The organism is Enterobacter sp. PL_is514 (assembly GCF_055816715.1).
Genome location: NZ_JBVPGN010000027.1, coordinates 1 through 16595 on the forward strand (window position 1 = coordinate 1; position 16595 = coordinate 16595).

Annotated in this window: 14 protein-coding genes and 1 rRNA gene; 2 read left to right on the forward strand and 13 right to left on the reverse strand. The window is 52.8% G+C overall.

Annotated elements, in window-relative coordinates:
* Positions 1-115: ribosomal RNA gene (rrf, locus tag AC0TNG_RS04075) — 5S ribosomal RNA — on the forward strand.
* Between the two features lie 106 nt (positions 116-221).
* Here rrf and AC0TNG_RS04080 read toward each other — a convergent pair.
* The 7 genes from AC0TNG_RS04080 to AC0TNG_RS04110 form a co-directional block, all read right to left on the reverse strand.
* Positions 222-980, reverse strand: coding sequence for an amino acid ABC transporter ATP-binding protein (locus AC0TNG_RS04080; RefSeq protein ID WP_014171880.1), 759 nt, complete (start codon positions 978-980; stop codon positions 222-224).
* 7 nt (positions 981-987) lie between these two features.
* Positions 988-2091: an amino acid ABC transporter permease gene (locus AC0TNG_RS04085; RefSeq protein WP_032650459.1), complete on the reverse strand. Its 1104-nt coding sequence runs from the start codon at positions 2089-2091 to the stop codon at positions 988-990.
* Between the two features lie 9 nt (positions 2092-2100).
* Entirely contained in the window at positions 2101-3282 is a 1182-nt protein-coding gene (locus tag AC0TNG_RS04090; protein ID WP_090418923.1) for an amino acid ABC transporter permease, read from the reverse strand.
* A 67-nt stretch (positions 3283-3349) separates the two neighbouring features.
* Positions 3350-4375 carry an amino acid ABC transporter substrate-binding protein gene (locus AC0TNG_RS04095; protein ID WP_024906309.1) on the reverse strand — a complete coding sequence of 342 codons (1026 nt, stop codon included), beginning with the start codon at positions 4373-4375 and terminating at the stop codon, positions 3350-3352.
* Positions 4376-4848: 473 nt separating this feature from the next.
* Positions 4849-5070: a lipoprotein gene (locus tag AC0TNG_RS04100; protein WP_008502867.1), complete on the reverse strand. Its 222-nt coding sequence runs from the start codon at positions 5068-5070 to the stop codon at positions 4849-4851.
* Between the two features lie 305 nt (positions 5071-5375).
* Positions 5376-8489: an efflux RND transporter permease subunit gene (locus AC0TNG_RS04105; protein ID WP_024906310.1), complete on the reverse strand. Its 3114-nt coding sequence runs from the start codon at positions 8487-8489 to the stop codon at positions 5376-5378.
* 11 nt (positions 8490-8500) lie between these two features.
* The gene (locus AC0TNG_RS04110) at positions 8501-9640 is read right to left on the reverse strand and encodes an efflux RND transporter periplasmic adaptor subunit (protein ID WP_032650451.1); all 1140 of its coding nucleotides are present in this window, start codon (positions 9638-9640) and stop codon (positions 8501-8503) included.
* Between the two features lie 387 nt (positions 9641-10027).
* On the opposite strand from AC0TNG_RS04110, the gene envR reads away from it, so the two are divergent.
* The gene (envR, locus tag AC0TNG_RS04115) at positions 10028-10747 is read left to right on the forward strand and encodes an acrEF/envCD operon transcriptional regulator (RefSeq protein WP_024906312.1); all 720 of its coding nucleotides are present in this window, start codon (positions 10028-10030) and stop codon (positions 10745-10747) included.
* Here the strand turns inward: envR and AC0TNG_RS04120 are convergent.
* From AC0TNG_RS04120 to prmA, 6 genes are all read right to left on the reverse strand, one after another.
* On the reverse strand, positions 10663-12744 hold the full coding sequence (locus tag AC0TNG_RS04120) for a putative bifunctional diguanylate cyclase/phosphodiesterase (RefSeq protein ID WP_024906313.1): 2082 nt from the start codon (positions 12742-12744) through the stop codon (positions 10663-10665). The two genes, envR and AC0TNG_RS04120, sit on opposite strands and share 85 nt — an antisense overlap.
* Before the next feature lie 139 nt (positions 12745-12883).
* Positions 12884-13048: a DUF2556 family protein gene (locus AC0TNG_RS04125; RefSeq protein WP_024906314.1), complete on the reverse strand. Its 165-nt coding sequence runs from the start codon at positions 13046-13048 to the stop codon at positions 12884-12886.
* Between the two features lie 178 nt (positions 13049-13226).
* Positions 13227-13523 (reverse strand): DNA-binding transcriptional regulator Fis, encoded by a 297-nt coding sequence (gene fis / locus AC0TNG_RS04130; RefSeq protein ID WP_000462905.1) that lies wholly within the window; start codon positions 13521-13523, stop codon positions 13227-13229.
* A 23-nt stretch (positions 13524-13546) separates the two neighbouring features.
* On the reverse strand, positions 13547-14512 hold the full coding sequence (dusB, locus tag AC0TNG_RS04135) for a tRNA dihydrouridine synthase DusB (protein ID WP_045329658.1): 966 nt from the start codon (positions 14510-14512) through the stop codon (positions 13547-13549).
* Between the two features lie 330 nt (positions 14513-14842).
* Positions 14843-15583, reverse strand: coding sequence for a carbonic anhydrase (locus AC0TNG_RS04140; protein ID WP_473712481.1), 741 nt, complete (start codon positions 15581-15583; stop codon positions 14843-14845).
* Between the two features lie 128 nt (positions 15584-15711).
* A complete protein-coding gene (prmA, locus tag AC0TNG_RS04145) occupies positions 15712-16593 on the reverse strand; it encodes a 50S ribosomal protein L11 methyltransferase (RefSeq protein WP_032639765.1) in 882 nt (293 codons plus the stop codon).
* Positions 16594-16595 lie beyond the last annotated feature (2 nt).

Genomic DNA, 16595 nt, shown 5'->3' on the forward strand with positions numbered 1-16595 from the left:
CTGGCGGCTTTAGCGCGGTGGTCCCACCTGACCCCATGCCGAACTCAGAAGTGAAACGCCGTAGCGCCGATGGTAGTGTGGGGTCTCCCCATGTGAGAGTAGGGAACTGCCAGACATCAAATAAGTGAGAAGGCCATCCGAAAGGATGGCCTTTTTGCGTTTATGCGCCGAAAAAACGGCAGGCCGGGTAAGGCGAAGCCGCCACCCGGCAGAGCAAACGACTAATGAATCACCTGCGACAGGAATGCTCGCGTACGTTCTGACTTCGGATGGGCAAAGAACTCATCCGGCGGCGCCTGCTCAACAATCTCCCCACGGTCCATAAAGATCACCCGGTCGGCTACAGTTCGCGCAAACCCCATCTCATGCGTCACACACAGCATGGTCATGCCGGATTGTGCCAGCCCAATCATGGTGTCCAGAACCTCTTTCACCATTTCAGGATCGAGGGCAGATGTCGGTTCATCAAACAGCATAATTTTCGGTTTCATACACAGAGAACGGGCGATAGCCACACGCTGCTGTTGGCCACCCGATATCTGGCCAGGGAACTTATTCGCATGCTCTGCGATACGTACGCGCTCCAGGTAGTGCATGGCTAATGCCTCCGCTTCCTTTTTCGGCATCTTTCGTACCCAAATCGGTGCAAGCGTACAGTTCTGCAGAACGGTCAGGTGCGGAAACAGATTAAAGTGCTGAAAGACCATTCCCACTTCCTGACGCACGCGTTCAATATTGCGGATATCTTCATTCAGCTCGATACCGTCAACCACAATGCGTCCTTGCTGGTGTTCTTCAAGATGGTTAATGCAGCGAATGGTTGTGGATTTCCCGGATCCGGAAGGGCCGCACAGGACAATGCGCTCTCCCTGCTTGACCTTAAGATTAATGTCCTTCAGGACATGAAATTGTCCGTACCATTTATTCACATTTTCCAGCGTAATCATCGCGTCGGCGGGTGTCATAGTTATTTGGCTCATAATTTCCTCAGTGCGGTGTACGCCCGGTGTTAAAGCGCTTTTCCAGATGCTGGCTGTAGCGCGACATGCTAAAACAAAAGATCCAGTAGATCAGAGCTGCAAAGACATATCCCTCGGTGGACATACCCAGCCAGACAGGGTCAACGGTTGCCTGCTGCACGCTGCTAAAGAGATCGAACAATCCAATGATGATCACCAGGCTGGTATCCTTGAAGAGGGCAATGATCGTGTTGACCAGCCCTGGAATGACCAGCTTGAGTGCTTGTGGAAGAATGACCAGTCCCTGCGTTTTCCAGTAACCGAGAGCCAGTGATTCCGCCGCTTCGTACTGGCCTTTAGGCAGCGCCTGCAGACCTCCGCGCACAACTTCAGCGACATAGGCGGACTGGAAGAGAATCACCCCCACCAGGGCACGGATCAGCTTGTCGATGGTGGTCCCTTCTGCCATAAACAGCGGCAGCATGACCGACGACATAAACAGAACGGTGATAAGCGGTACGCCGCGCCAGAACTCAATGAAGATAACTGAGAGCACGCGTACGATCGGCATTTTTGAACGCCGCCCCAGAGCAAGTAAAATCCCCCACGGTAAAGCACCGGCTATCCCCACTGAAGCGATAATCAACGTCAGCGTCAGACCGCCCCACTGGCGTGTTTCTACGCGTTCCAGCCCCAGAAAACCGCCATACAACAGTACCCAGACAATAATCGGATAAACCACTGCCCAGACGGCGATATAGCGTCCGCGATGAGGCAGCTTTTTCCAGAACATGGCTGCGACAGAGAGCAGGCCGATAACCAGCGCCAGATTAATCCGCCAGCGCTGTTCATGCGGATACAACCCATACATGAACTGACCGAATCGCTCGTGGATAAACACCCAGCAGGCACCGGCTTTTGTGCAGTCTGCTCGGGTTGAACCGACCCAGTTGGCCTGTAAAAACGCCCAGTTCAGCAGGGGAGGAATCAATTCCCACATGAGCCACAGACAGACAATCGTCAGCAGGCTGTTACTCCAGCTGGAGAACAGATTCTTACGCGCCCAGAGAATGAAACGTCCACCTGTCGAGTTGGCAGGGCGCGAGGAGTGCGACAGTATCGCTTTTGTCATCATAGATCCTTAGCGCTCGACCAGTGCTATACGACGGTTATAAAGGTTCATCAGCAGTGAAATCACCAGGCTGATGATCAGATAGACAGACATCGTGATGGCGATGGTTTCAATGGCTTGTCCGGTCTGGTTAAGCACGGTTCCGGCGAAGAGTGACACCATATCCGGGTAACCAATGGCAGCGGCCAGCGACGAGTTTTTGACAATATTGAGATACTGGCTGGTCAGGGGCGGGATGATGACCCGTAAAGCCTGCGGAATGATGACCTGGCGAAGCGTCACGGTATGGGGTAATCCCAGCGAGCGTGCCGCCTCGTGCTGTCCGTAAGGTACGGCCTGGATCCCGGCACGGATAATCTCTGCGATAAACGCGGACGTATAAATCGATAGCGCCAATGTCAGCGCTGCCAGCTCGGGAATTAATACCATCCCGCCCTGAAAGTTAAAGCCACGCAGATGGGGAATATCCCAGTGCAGCGCAGCCCCAAACAGCCAGTGTGCCAATAGCGGGAGACTAACGATCAGAACCACAGCCGTTGGCCAGGTTCTACGAAGCTGACCGGTTTTGATCTGGTGCTTGCGATTAAAACGAAATACGCCAACAGAAAGAGCAAGCGCCATCACAATCGCGCCAATGAAAGCGTACAGCCCTTCACCCGTCTGAGGAGAAGGAATGGACAACCCACGGTTACTCAGGAAAAACAGCTCAAACGCGTCGACGGCCTGACGAGGGCCGGGAAGGTTGCGCAGTACGGCGAAATACCAGAAGAAGATCTGCAGGAGCGGGGGGATATTGCGAAACGTCTCGATATAAACAGTCGACAGTTTCCGCAGAAGCCAGTTTTCAGAAAGACGTGCCAGGCCAATAAAGAAGCCCAGTATCGACGCGAAGACGATACAAAGCGCCGATACCAACAGCGTATTCAGTAAACCGACCACGAACACGCGTCCATACGTGTCACCTTCCTGGTAATCAATAAGGTGCTGAACAATGCCAAACCCCGCGCTGCGATCTAAAAACGCGAAACCGGAGGTAATGCCGCGATTATTCAGGTTGGTAATGGTGTTATGGATGAGATACACGGCGATGAGAACAACCGCAACAATAGCAATAATCTGGAATAGCCAGGCGCGGACCGCGGGATGAGAAAAGGATAGCGATCCTTTTACGGCTGAGCGGCGATGGGACATAAAGAAACCTCAGTAACCATGACTCTGGAGTGGGCACTGCCTGAGCAGTGCCCGTTACAGCTATGACTTAACGTACCGGTGGCGCGTACTGAATACCGCCGTTGTTCCAGAGATTGTTCTGGCCGCGTTTGATCTTCAGCGGGCTTTCCGATCCCACGTTGCGCTCAAAGATCTCAGAGTAGTTGCCCACCTGTTTGATGATGTTGTAGGCCCACTTGTTATCCAGCTTCAGATCCTTGCCGAAATCACCTTCTGTACCGAGCAGGTGTGCCATATCCGGGTTGGATGGCTTAGCGGCTTTCTCATCAACGTTTTTCGAGTTGATGCCCATCTCTTCTGCGTTCAGCATGGCGAACAGCGTCCAGCGAACAATGGAGAACCAGTCTTCATCGCCACGACGTACGACCGGTCCGAGAGGTTCTTTGGAGATCACTTCAGGCAGAACAATCCATTCTGCCGGGTTGCTCAGCTTAATACGTAAGGCATACAGCTGTGACTGGTCAGAGGCCAGCGTGTCGCAACGGCCGGACTCCAGCGCTTTGGCCGACTCATCCGAGCGGTCGAATGTCACTGGGGTGTATTTCATGTTGTTTGCTTTGAAATAATCGGCGACGTTCAGCTCGGTATCGGTGCCCGCCTGAATACAAACGGTGGCGCCATCCAGTTCCTTAGCGCTTTTCAGGCCTGCTTTATTGTGGGTCAGGAAGCCGATGCCGTCATAATAGGTCACGCCCGTAAATGACATCCCCATCCCTGCATCACGTGAGGACGTCCAGGTGGTATTACGGGAGAGCATGTCGACCTCGCCGGACTGCAGCGCCGTAAAGCGTTCTTTCGCCGTCAGCGGGGTGTATTTTACTTTGCTGTCATCACCGAAAACGGCGGCCGCAACGCCACGGCAGACGTCCACATCGATACCGGTAAATTTGCCGTTCGCATCGGCATAAGAGAAGCCAGGCAAACCGTCACTGATACCGCATTGAACAAAACCTTTCTTTTTAACGGCATCCAGTGTCGTTCCCGCATGGGCTTGACCGGCTACGGCAAACAACATGCCTGCAGCGGCCAGGCTGGCTATCATCGTCTTTTTCATAATGCATCCTGTGTGGCGAAATTTATCGTTATAGAGGCGTTTTTAAACGCTTAACCTGTCTGTGGCTTTGGCCAACGTTTATAAAGCAAACGTAATGCCAGTTTTGCGTTCGACAAAATAAGAGACGAGTGAACGCTTAATGCTGAGTGTAGACAGGCTTAAATAAAACGAGCGCCCTGAAATGGTGCGAAATTACAACCTGTGCCACAAATCGGAGCAAAAGTTATGCGTCGGGTCAGGAAAAAGGGGAGATAGTTTCCAAAGTGAATATTGGCAGGGTATTCAATAATATTAATGTGTGAAAATCATCACGATAGAATAAGTAATTTGAATGAGTATGCGAAAAAGATGTGACTGACTTCAGGCTTAGATTAATTACGTGAATAAATACGGGGCTATTTTTTTACTTATTTGAAAATACTGCACTCATTAAAAGCAAAAGCGCGGCCAGAGCCGCGCTTTCTTAACAGATGTTACTTCGTCAGGGCAACAATACCCAGCGTCAAACCCGCTACTGCGGCAGCACCGCCAGCGATAGCACCCGCAGTTTCCCAGTTATCCTGGGTGGTGCCTTTCATACAGGTATTGGTATGAACCAGTCGGCCCTGGTCATCGTAAACCGGTACACATGGAGAGTCGTGCGCGCAACCAGCCAGCAGCGCAGCGAGAAGTGCAACGGAAATGAATCTTTTCATGATGTTACCTCAGTATTATTTCTCATCCGCTATAAAGCCAGGAGGGCTATTAACGAACTGGAGGTTATTTTACCACCGGGGTAAGTCCTCGTTACACGAGTAATAATCTCAAATTATGTAGTTTGTAAAAATCGTGGAGAAAAATCGGTTTCAGGCGGAATTAATGGAGACATTATGGAGCTGCAAGAGACTGTTTTTACTTAATGCAAATCATCATATTTTTAACACTGCCTTTATGTAAAGCGTAATTCATTGTTTATGTTAAAAATAAAAAAAGGCACCAAAGGTGCCTTTTAGGGGGAATATTACTCTTTATGGTGAGTAAACCGTCGTCGAACAACCACAAAGAAGACGGGCACGAAGAAAATCGCCAGAAGCGTTGCGGAAAGCATTCCCCCCATAACGCCCGTACCGACGGCGTTTTGCGCGCCGCTCCCGGCCCCGGAGCTGATCACCAGCGGCATGACGCCAAGGATAAAGGCCAGAGACGTCATCAGGATCGGTCGAAGGCGCATCCTGGATGCTTCCAGCGTGGCTTCAATAATGCCTTTGCCTTCTTTCTCCATCAGGTCTTTAGCAAATTCGACGATCAGGATGGCGTTTTTCGCCGATAAACCAATCGTCGTCAGCAGGCCGACCTGGAAATAGACGTCATTGTTTAACCCGCGCAGCGACGCTGCGAGAAGCGCCCCAATGACCCCCAGCGGTACAACCAGCATAACGGAGAACGGAATGGACCAGCTTTCATACAGCGCTGCCAGACACAGGAACACCACGATCAGCGAAATGGCGTACAGTGCAGGCGCCTGGTTACCTGAGAGCCGCTCCTGATAGGACATTCCCGTCCAGTCATAGCCGATGCCGGAAGGCAGTTTTGCCGCGAGACTTTCCATCATAACCATGGCCTCACCGGTACTTTTACCCGGGGCTGATTCACCGAGGATCTCCATAGAGGGCATCCCGTTATAGCGCTCCAGGCGAGGTGAACCATAGACCCAATGAGCATTGCTAAAGGCAGAGAACGGGACCATTTCCCCATTCGCGCTGCGCACGTAGAGGTTGTTAATATCGCCTGGCAACATACGGAATTTGGCGTCGGCCTGTACGTAGACCTTTTTCACGCGCCCATGATCGATAAAGTCGTTCACATAGGTGCCACCTAATGCCGTCGAAATCGTCTGGTTGACGTCAGAAAGACTGACGCCCAGCGCCTGCGCTTTCTCCTGATCGACATCCAGTTTGAACTGAGGCGTATCTTCAAGACCGTTAGGGCGCACGCGAACCAGCAGATCAGGGTGCTCTTTCACCATGCTGAGCAGTTGGTTACGCGCCTGCGTCAGTTGGGTATGCCCCAGGTTAGCCTGATCGATCAATTCAAAGTCGAAGCCCGTGGCGGTACCCAGCTCAATAATTGCAGGCAGGTTAAACGGGAAAACAAGGCCATCTTTAATCTGACTGAAGGCTTTCGTCGCGCGGCCCACAATGGCTTCGACACCATTTTCCGACCCCGGGCGCTCCTCCCAGGGCTTCAGGCTGACGAATGCAATACCGGAGTTCTGACCCTGGCCGCTAAAGCTAAAGCCGTTTACGGTAAAGACGGATTCAACGTTCGCCTTCTCTTTGTTCAGGTAGTAGTCCTGAACCTGGTCGAGGACCTGCTGAGTACGCGTCTGGGTTGCACCTGCCGGGAGTTGAACCATCGTCATAAACACCCCCTGATCCTCTTCGGGCAGGAAGGAGGTGGGTAGGCGCAGGAAGAGTACCGCCATCCCACCGACAATAATGACGTACACCACCAGATAGCGCCCTGTCTTACGCAAAATACCGCTCACGCTGTTGCTGTAGTGCTCAACGCTTTTATCAAAGAGCGCGTTAAACCAGCCGAAGAAGCCCCCTTTTTTCTCATGATGGTCGCCGGATACGGGCTTAAGCAACGTTGCGCAGAGTGCGGGCGTCAGGATGAGCGCAACCAGTACGGACAACGCCATAGCGGAAACGATAGTCAGCGAGAACTGGCGATAGATCGCCCCCGTCGAGCCGCCAAAAAAGGCCATCGGAATAAAGACCGCCGAGAGCACCATGGCGATCCCGACCAGTGCGCCCTGGATCTGCTCCATCGACTTCTGCGTGGCCTCTTTCGGCGGCAGCTTGTCCTCGACCATGACACGTTCGACGTTCTCAACGACCACGATAGCGTCATCGACCAGCAGACCTATCGCCAGCACCATGCCGAACATCGTCAGGGTATTGATGGAGAAACCAAACGCCGCCAGAACCGCAAAGGTGCCCAGCAGAACGACCGGCACCGCGATAGTCGGGATGAGCGTCGCCCGCAGGTTTTGCAGGAACAGGTACATGACCAGGAAGACGAGAACGATCGCTTCAAACAGGGTCTTCACCACTTCGTGAATGGAGATTTTCACAAAAGGCGTGGTGTCATAGGGATAGACAACTTTCAGCCCCTGTGGGAAGAACTGCTGCAGCTGCGCCAGCTTGCTTTTGATGGCTGCCGCAGTGTCCAGCGCATTTGCCCCGGTTGCCAGCTTAATCCCCAGACCGGTTGCCGCCTGCCCGTTGATTTTAGTGACCATGTTGTAGTTTTCGCCGCCCAGCTCAATACGAGCCACGTCCTTCAGATGAACCATCGAGCCGTCCTGGTTCACCTTGAGCGTCACGCGGCCAAACTCCTCCGGCGATTTCAGGCGAGTTTGCGCGATGATCGAGGCATTCAGCTGTTGCCCGGGAATGGACGGCGTTCCACCCAACTGGCCTGCCGCTATCTGATCGTTCTGGGTTTTCAGCTGGTTGATAATATCCAGCGGCGTCAGCTGGTATTTATTCATCGCGTTGCTGTCGAGCCAGATGCGCATCGCATACTGAGCGCCAAACAGCTGAACGTCACCAACACCAGACGTTCGGCTGATGGCATCTTTGACGTTTGAGGCGACATAGTCAGAAATATCATTCTGTGTAAGGTTTTTGTTGTCTGAAACAAAACCGGCGACCAGCAGGAAGCTGCTGCTGGATTTCTCCACGCCAATCCCTTGCTGCTGAACCTCTTGCGGCAGCAGCGGCATGGCGAGCTGCAGCTTGTTCTGCACCTGCACCTGAGCGATGTCCGGGTCGGTGCCTGACTCGAAGGTCAGGGTGATGGTGACGTTACCCGCTGAATCGCTGGTGGAGGACATATACATCAGGTTATCGATACCGTTCATGTTCTGTTCGATAACCTGGGTCACGGTATCCTGCACCGTTTGAGCGTCCGCTCCCGGGTAGGTCGCGGAAATCGCCACGGCGGGAGGGGCGATGGTCGGATACTGTGCGACCGGAAGTTTGAGAATGGCCAGCCCGCCTGCAATCATCAGGATGATGGCAAGTACCCAGGCGAAAACTGGTCTCTGAATAAAGAAGTTAGCCATGTCGTCGTCCCTTAACCGGCTGGAGTCGTGGTGGTATCCGGCGTGGCGACGACGGTTACCCCCGGTCTGACTTTCTGTAGCCCGCTGACAATCACGCGGTCACCGTTTTTCAGCCCTTCCGTCACCAGCCAGCGATCGCCAATTGCCTGCGGGGCGACGACGGTACGCGGCTCAACCTGGTTTTTATCGTTCACCACCAGGACGGTTGCATCACCTCGCGGTGTGCGGGTCACGCCTTGCTGGGGAACCAGAATCGCATCCGGCTGAGTGCCTTCATCAATGCGGGCGCGAACAAACATGCCGGGTAACAGCATATGCTGAGGGTTCGGGAAAATGGCGCGCAGGGTAATCGAGCCGGTACTTTCATCGACCGTGACGTCAGAGAACTGCAAGGTGCCTTTCAGCGGGTAGGGCTGCCCGTTCTCCATCAGTAGCTCAACGCTGCTGGCGGTATCGCCTTTTTGCAGGCTCGTCTGTTTCAGGCGCATAAAATCATTACTGGACTGGGTGACATCGACATAAATCGGATCGAGCTGCTGGACCGTTGCCAGCGCTGCGGCCTGTCCGTTCGTCACAAGTGCCCCTTCGGTCACGCTGGATTTCCCGATACGACCATCAACAGGAGAGGTCACTTTGGTGTAGGCAAGGTTGATACGTGCGCTTTCAACGCCGGCTTTCGCAGCAACCACGCTGGCATCTGCCTGCTGAGCCGTCGCCACGGCCTGGTCATACTCCTGCTTACTGACATATTGGGTGCCTACCAGCGGGAGATAGCGTTTTACCGTCAGGTGCGCAATATTGGCCGCCGCCTGAGCCTTCGCCAGTTCGCCTTTCGCGCTGTCATAGGCTGCCTGATAGGTCGCAGGATCAATCTGGTAAAGTGACTCACCCGCTTTTACATCGCTACCTTCCGCGAAGTTGCGGCGAAGGATAATGCCGCTAACCTGAGGACGAACCTCCGCAACGCGAAATGCATCTGTTCTGCCCGGGAGTTCAGTGGTGACAGCCAGAGGTGCGCTTTTCACAATGTGCACGCTGACCTGAGGCGCCTGCAGGTGTTGTTGTTGATTTTCCTGACCATCGCATCCAGTGAGCAGTACCGCGCAGACAATGAAACCGGATAAGGGCAAGCGTCTGAAATGATTCGTCATTACTGTTCCTTTAAATACCCATTAACCGATATATGCCGCGAACCGGTAGCTGGGGCAGAGGGATAAAAAATAAAATGTAGCTGCGTATAATAATGAGGGTATTTAATGTTTTTTAATTTATAAGTGCGAATGACCATGCTTCTGGAGAAAATCAGAATCAGACCTGGTCCATTCCGGGATATACTTCAGGCATGTTAATCAGGTAAATGGGGTTTATGTTGTTTGGTTATTCATCCCGTCAATTTAATTGACTCGATGTATTTGTATTAATTATAAATTAAGAGAGGTGACTTTTTTTGTGCAAAATTAAAACGGATTTTAGTGAATACTTACATTTGCATGAACGCAATATTACCTTTAAACCTTGTGAGTAACGAGTAGTTGCCTATGGCGCGTAAAAAGAAAGAAGAGGCTCAACAAACCCGGCAGCAGCTGATTGAGGCGGCTATAGGACAGTTTGCGACGCGTGGCGTAGCCAGTACGACGCTGACGGATATCGCTGATGCTGCAAAGGTGACGCGCGGCGCGATCTACTGGCACTTCACCAGTAAATCAGAAATATTTAATGCCATCTGGGAACAGCAATTACCGCTTCGCGACATTATTCGTGACAGGCTTTCCCTTTCCGATAGCGACGACCCATTGTTAAAACTTCGTGAGCAATTTATTACTGCGCTGCAGTATATTGCCCGTGAACCCCGGCAATGTGCGCTTTTACAAATTCTTTATCATAAGTGTGAATTTAGCAGTGATATGATTTCAGAGCGTGAAATCAGAAACCGCATTGGATTCAATGATGACACGCTACGCGCCACGCTGGAGACCTGTATTTCGCAGAATATCATTTCGCCAAAGGTGAATGTTGATCTCACCTTGATTGTATTCCACGGTTTTTTTAGCGGAATAATTAAAAACTGGTTAATGAATAACGACAGTTTTAATCTTTATCAGCAGGCTCCCGCTCTGGTTGATAGCATACTGGCGACACTCCCTGTCATTCGCGTGTCGCCTGATGAGGATGCTTACAGCTCAGCGCCAGGTAACATTTCCCCTCGGGCACAAAGTGCTTCTATGGTCTGCGCGCTGGTGGGTTTACCTAACAGATAACCCTGAAGGGTGTTACAGCCCAGCTCGGTTAAAAAGGCTTGCTGTGCTTCGGTTTCCACACCCTCTGCCACGACTTTCAGGTTAAGCGTTTTGGCAAGGGCGACAATCGCTGAGACAATAGTGGCATCCTCGCTTTCGCCGCTTAGCTCTTTCACAAACGCCCTGTCGATTTTCAATTCACAGGCCGGTAACCGCTTGAGATACAGCAGGCTCGAATATCCGGTGCCAAAATCATCAATGGAGGCCTTCACGCCCGCATCCGTTAGCTCTGTCAGCACCCTTACGCTCTCATCCGGGTTGCTCATCGCCGTGGTTTCCGTCACTTCGAGGATCAACATTTCCGGTGGCACATGGTGAAGAGCCAGGCAGTCGAGAACCGTTTTCACCAGCGAAGGTTGTTCAAACTGCAGTGTCGACAGGTTTACCGCCATTGACCAGCTTTGATGCCCCTGAAGATGCCATTCCCGCAGCTGGCGACAGGCTTCATTAATCACCCAGTTGCCAATGGGGATGATCAGCCCCGTTTTTTCCGCCAGCGGCAGAAAAAGCTCCGGCGTCAGTAACCCCTGCTTAGGATGCTGCCAGCGCAATAACGCCTCGAATCCGAGGACAGGACCCGCGGGGGCGTGAAATTTTGGCTGATACAGCAGGCGGAGCTCATTGCGATCGATCGCCATCCACAGATCGTTCATTAACTGGAGATGGGTCTGCGCCAGGGTGTTCATAGAGGGCTGGAAAAAGTGGTAACCGTTACGGCCCATATGCTTCGTGTGATACATCGCCGCGTCGGCGTTAAACATCAGCTCACGCTCAGTTTTGCCGTCGTGAGGGTACAGTGCGATACCAATGCTGAGAGTCACCACCAGTTCATAGGGGCCGAGATTGAACGGGCTATCGATCGCGCGGACCAGCGAATTTGCCAGCGATGCCGCGTCGTCCGGACCTTCTCCCTCTGCCAGCAGAACAAACTCATCACCGCCGATACGTGCAAGGGTGAACTGGCCTTTCAGGAGAAGCAGCAGACGCTGCGTAACGGCGACCAGCAGCCTGTCACCGACATCATGGCCGTAGGCGTCATTGATGGCTTTAAAGCCGTCGAGATCCATGAACATCAGGGCAAAGTGATTCCCTTCACGATCGGCTTTGCTGATGGCCTGATCGAGTCTGTCTTCCAGAAGGATACGATTGGGCAGACGCGTCAGGGTATCGTGCAGCGCCAGTTGAGCGAGTTCCCGGTTAGCTTCTGCCAGCGACGAGGCCAGAAGGGCGGTACGTGCCTGAAGGCGGGCATCCAGCATCGACACCAGCAGGGTGATCCCAAGAATAGAGAGGGCGACAACGCTGACCAGCACCGCCAGCCAGCTCCCGTTAATCCCCTCATGATGAACCATTGTGGACATGGGAAACTGCGCCGCTTTCATCCCGGCATAGTGCATACCGGCAATGGCAATCCCCATCGTGATGGCGGCCCCCATGCGCATCAGCACGACCTGTGCGGCTTCGCGACGCAGGCGGAAGGTCAGCCATAGTGCCGCGAGAGAAGCGGCAAGCGCAATCGCGACCGAAATGGCCACCCAGACTTTGTCCCAGATAATCCCCGGCATCACTTCCAGCGCCGCCATGCCGGTGTAATGCATAGCAACAATACCGCTCCCCATCACCAGCGCGCCGGGCAGCAGTCGGCGCAGGCGTAATTGTTCGCAGCTCACGAGCCATAGCGCAAACAGCGACGAACCCACGGCGATGACCATGGATAACACCGTCAGGGTGGCGTTGTAGCTCATGCTCATGGAGAGGTCCATCGCCAGCATGCCGATAAAGTGCATGGCCCACACGCCAATACCCATTGCAATACCGCCGCCAGCCAGCCAGACGCGGGCAGCGACGCCCTCACTCCCGGCGACGCGTGCAGCCATGTTCAGCGCGGTATACGCCGCAAGGATGGCAACAACAAAGGAGAGGACGACAAGGATATGGTTGTATTGGCTGACCAGCATGGACGGTTCTACTCGAGTGTGGGGTTACGCTAGAGCGGTTGAGAAGGGCGAGACATTATCACCGTCAGGTAATGGCTCAAAGGGATTTAAATCCCCGTTTTTAGTGGGTAATAACGGGGCGATTTGCGCAATCGGGCGGTTAGTCGAGCTCGGAGCAGTTCACAAGTTTCAGCGGATTGACGGAGTTCATATTGCGACACTTATCGGTTTCGGTACTCATCAGTTCAATCCACTGCATCAGGAGTGCATCGAAAATGAGAACGGAGATTGCAAAGACAATCAGCCACCAGTATTTACGAATCATTGTGTCATTCCGCGAGAAGAGCGCCTGTAGGATGGGGAAAAATATACACGAAAAACCGTGGTTTAAAAGCGGGAGAAGCGAAGGTTTACACTGCGTTGACGGAGAGGTACAGGTAATAAAAAAGGCGCTTCCCCATGCCGAAGAGCGCCTTTTTAAACAAGCATTTAACTGACTAGTATCAGTTCATGCCGTATTTTTTCAGTTTCTTACGCAGAGTACCACGGTTGATACCCATCATCAGCGCAGCGCGGGTTTGGTTACCGCGGGTGTATTGCATCACCATGTCCAACAGTGGCTGTTCAACTTCAGCCAGTACCAGCTCATACAGGTCATTAACATCCTGACCGTTCAGTTGAGCAAAATAGTTCTTCAGTGCCTGTTTAACCGAGTCACGCAGGGGCTTTTGAGTTACCTGGTCCTGAGAGTTAACGGTAGAAACGGTCAGTACGTCAGAATTTACGCGTTGTTCGAACATAGTTCTGTCAGCTCTTTATTTCATTACGCAAGATTTTCGAAGTATGCCTCCAACGCCTCCAGCTGTACGCTGGCATCCTCTATGGCGTTGAATGTGCGCCGAAACTGGTCATCTGGAGCGTGCTCCTGGAGATACCAGGAGACGTGTTTACGCGCAATTCGGTACCCTTTTGCCTGACCGTAGTGGTCATGCAGTTCCCGAACATGCGAACAAAGCAAGCGCTTAACCTCTGCCAGAGGCAGCGGGGCAAGCAGCTCCCCAGTGTCCAGATAATGCTGGATTTCCCGGAAGATCCAGGGTCTTCCCTGAGCGGCACGTCCTATCATCAGAGCATCAGCTCCCGTATAGTCGAGCACAGCTCTGGCTTTAAGCGGGTCAGTTATGTCGCCATTCGCGATAATCGGAATGGAAACTTTCTGCTTAACTGCCCGAATGCTGTCGTATTCAGCTTCACCGTTGAACAAACAGGCGCGCGTGCGTCCATGAATGGTCAGGGCCTGAATGCCACAGTCTTCGGCCAGTTGGGCAATCTCTACACAGTTACGGTGTTCCGGCGACCAACCCGTGCGAATCTTTAACGTAACAGGAACGTCCACTGCGCTGACAACCGCCGTCAGGATAGCTTTCACCTGGTCGGGGTATTGCAGAAGGGCTGAACCTGCAAGCTTGCGATTCACTTTTTTGGCCGGGCACCCCATATTGATATCAATAATCTGGGCACCACTTTCCACGTTGATACGCGCGGCATCTGCCATCTCTTCAGGCACGCTTCCGGCAATTTGCACGGTGCGAATACCCGGTTCATCAATGTGCACCATCCGAAGGCGGGATTTATCGCTTTCCCAAACCTGCGGGTTAGACGACATCATCTCGGATACGGTTAAACCGGCTCCCATCTCATAGCACAGCGTCCTGAACGGCCGGTCGGTAATACCTGCCATAGGGGCTGCGATCAGGCGATTTCTAAGCTGGTGGTGTCCGATGCGCATGAGTTAAGAAATGACCATACTGTGACTGCAAGGCGGCGTATATTACGCATTTTTTGCACGAGATGAAAGGCCAAACTTTGAACAATCCACTGTTGTAGATCAAGGAATCGCCGCTCAATCTTTCTGTTCAAAATTATTCATTATTTAAATCATTATGTTATACGAGAATGGTTATTTTATAGGCGCTTACAATTTCCCGTAACTTCTCATCATTTCTGAATAAATGCTTCGATGAAGCGGGATAATCTGCTGTTTTTAGCAGCAGATTTCCCCACTTCTTTGCGATCTGCGTCGCATTTTAGAACATGATCGTCATGCGAAAAATGCGTCTTATTCGACCACAACGCGCCCGTGCAGCGACTGTACCGGACGGTTATTATCGTGATGCATGGTATGAGTAATTTTCTCAAGCTGTTCTGCTGAGAGGGTTAACGGCTGTTTGAGCACGATCCAGGTAACCCCTTCAGAACACGGTGGTGTGGTCAAAGAGCCGCTAAAGCGCCAGTAAGTTTTCACCTTTGGCAGCAGTTTGTTCAGGTTGAGATCCTTCTCAATCGATACATTCTGTTCAGCCTGCTGAGGCATCACACTCCACAGCTTTTCCAGCTCGGGATTCGCAGCACCTTTATCAAACATGACGGCCACCACGGCCAGTTCACCCGCGCTGTTTTTATGTACCAGATGCATCTCCATCGCGTACTTCTTGCCGTGCACGGTGTTTTCGCTCGGCGCATGGAAGTGGAACTGCTGTAGCGTCCAGGTTTGCTTGTCCAGGGTTATCGTGTTGCGGGTATCTGCTTTTTCGCTGGCCTGAATGGTATGGCCATTGTTTGTCAGCCCGACAGGGCCATCAATGTAGTGCGTTTTAAGCGGAGGGAGATGGGCGTTAGCGGTCGAATCAATATTAATTGGAGACTGGTTCATCCCGCTTTGACAGGTCTTGTATGCCTCGTCCAGCTCGCCCCAGTGTTCCGGCGAACCTTCCCCTTCGTAGCTCCAGTGTGATGCAAATGCTGAAGCCGAAACCATGCTCAGCGCCAGCAGCGCTGCCTTGCCTGTAATGTGTTTCATCATATTCTTCCGGTGAATTTTTATAATACAAATCAACATGATTTGTGTGGTTATTTTACCGAAGAATGGCAGAGGGAGAGAGAACAATCAGAGGGTGAAAGGCGTGGTCAGATGACCACGCCAATTGCTTATTTTTTACGACCGGTAATACGACACCACTCTTCTTTCTCCACCACTGGGTCGAGAGCGAAAAGATCGGCGTAGGCTTCGCACACGCTGTCGGCCTGGCTTGCCAGGATACCCGAAAGCCCCAGCAGACCGCCCTCAACGGGCAGCACGCTGATTAACGGGGCCAGCTCACGCAGTGGGCCTGCCAGAATGTTTGCGACCACCACATCGGCTTTCATGGCGTCTGGCTGTGCATCCGGCAGATACAGCTCCAGACGATCGGACACGCCGTTACGCTCGGCGTTGTCGCGGCTGGCCTGAATGGCCTGCGGATCGATATCGATCCCGATGGCTTTAGCCGCACCCAGTTTCAGGGCGGCAATCGCGAGGATCCCGGATCCACAGCCGAAGTCGATCACCGTCTTCCCGTCCAGATCGAGACCATCCAGCCACTGCAGGCACAGGGATGTGGTTGGGTGAGTACCGGTACCAAATGCAAGGCCCGGGTCGAGCATCACGTTGACCGCATTCTCGTCAGGGACGTCGCGCCAGCTTGGGCAGATCCACAGACGCTTGCCGAACTGCATCGGGTGGAAGTTATCCATCCACTCGCGTTCCCAGTCTTTATCTTCCAGCTGTTCGATTTTGTGCACAAAACCCGCGCCCAGCAGAGGATGGTTTTCCAGAATCGCGACAACCTCTTTCATATCGGTTTCGGCATCAAACAGGCCAATAACGTCGGTATCACCCCACAGACGGGTTTCGCCCGGCAGTGGCTCAAAGACCGGCGTGTCATGCGTGTCCTGGAAGGTGATAGAGACCGAGCCGGCCTCCATCAGCGCATCGCTCAGTTCCTCGGCGTTAGCGCCGGTTGTGTTCAGTTTTAGTTGGATCCACGGCATGG

Bases quoted from the DNA above. Each gene is read 5' to 3' on its own strand.
- AC0TNG_RS04080 (WP_014171880.1), bottom strand. From the start codon at position 980: ATGAGCCAAATAACTATGACACCCGCCGACGCGATGATTACGCTGGAA.
- AC0TNG_RS04085 (WP_032650459.1), bottom strand. From the start codon at position 2,091: ATGACAAAAGCGATACTGTCGCACTCCTCGCGCCCTGCCAACTCGACA.
- AC0TNG_RS04090 (WP_090418923.1), bottom strand. From the start codon at position 3,282: ATGTCCCATCGCCGCTCAGCCGTAAAAGGATCGCTATCCTTTTCTCAT.
- AC0TNG_RS04095 (WP_024906309.1), bottom strand. From the start codon at position 4,375: ATGAAAAAGACGATGATAGCCAGCCTGGCCGCTGCAGGCATGTTGTTT.
- AC0TNG_RS04100 (WP_008502867.1), bottom strand. From the start codon at position 5,070: ATGAAAAGATTCATTTCCGTTGCACTTCTCGCTGCGCTGCTGGCTGGT.
- AC0TNG_RS04105 (WP_024906310.1), bottom strand. From the start codon at position 8,489: ATGGCTAACTTCTTTATTCAGAGACCAGTTTTCGCCTGGGTACTTGCC.
- AC0TNG_RS04110 (WP_032650451.1), bottom strand. From the start codon at position 9,640: ATGACGAATCATTTCAGACGCTTGCCCTTATCCGGTTTCATTGTCTGC.
- envR (WP_024906312.1), top strand. From the start codon at position 10,028: ATGGCGCGTAAAAAGAAAGAAGAGGCTCAACAAACCCGGCAGCAGCTG.
- AC0TNG_RS04120 (WP_024906313.1), bottom strand. From the start codon at position 12,744: ATGCTGGTCAGCCAATACAACCATATCCTTGTCGTCCTCTCCTTTGTT.
- AC0TNG_RS04125 (WP_024906314.1), bottom strand. From the start codon at position 13,048: ATGATTCGTAAATACTGGTGGCTGATTGTCTTTGCAATCTCCGTTCTC.
- fis (WP_000462905.1), bottom strand. From the start codon at position 13,523: ATGTTCGAACAACGCGTAAATTCTGACGTACTGACCGTTTCTACCGTT.
- dusB (WP_045329658.1), bottom strand. From the start codon at position 14,512: ATGCGCATCGGACACCACCAGCTTAGAAATCGCCTGATCGCAGCCCCT.
- AC0TNG_RS04140 (WP_473712481.1), bottom strand. From the start codon at position 15,583: ATGAAACACATTACAGGCAAGGCAGCGCTGCTGGCGCTGAGCATGGTT.
- prmA (WP_032639765.1), bottom strand. From the start codon at position 16,593: ATGCCGTGGATCCAACTAAAACTGAACACAACCGGCGCTAACGCCGAG.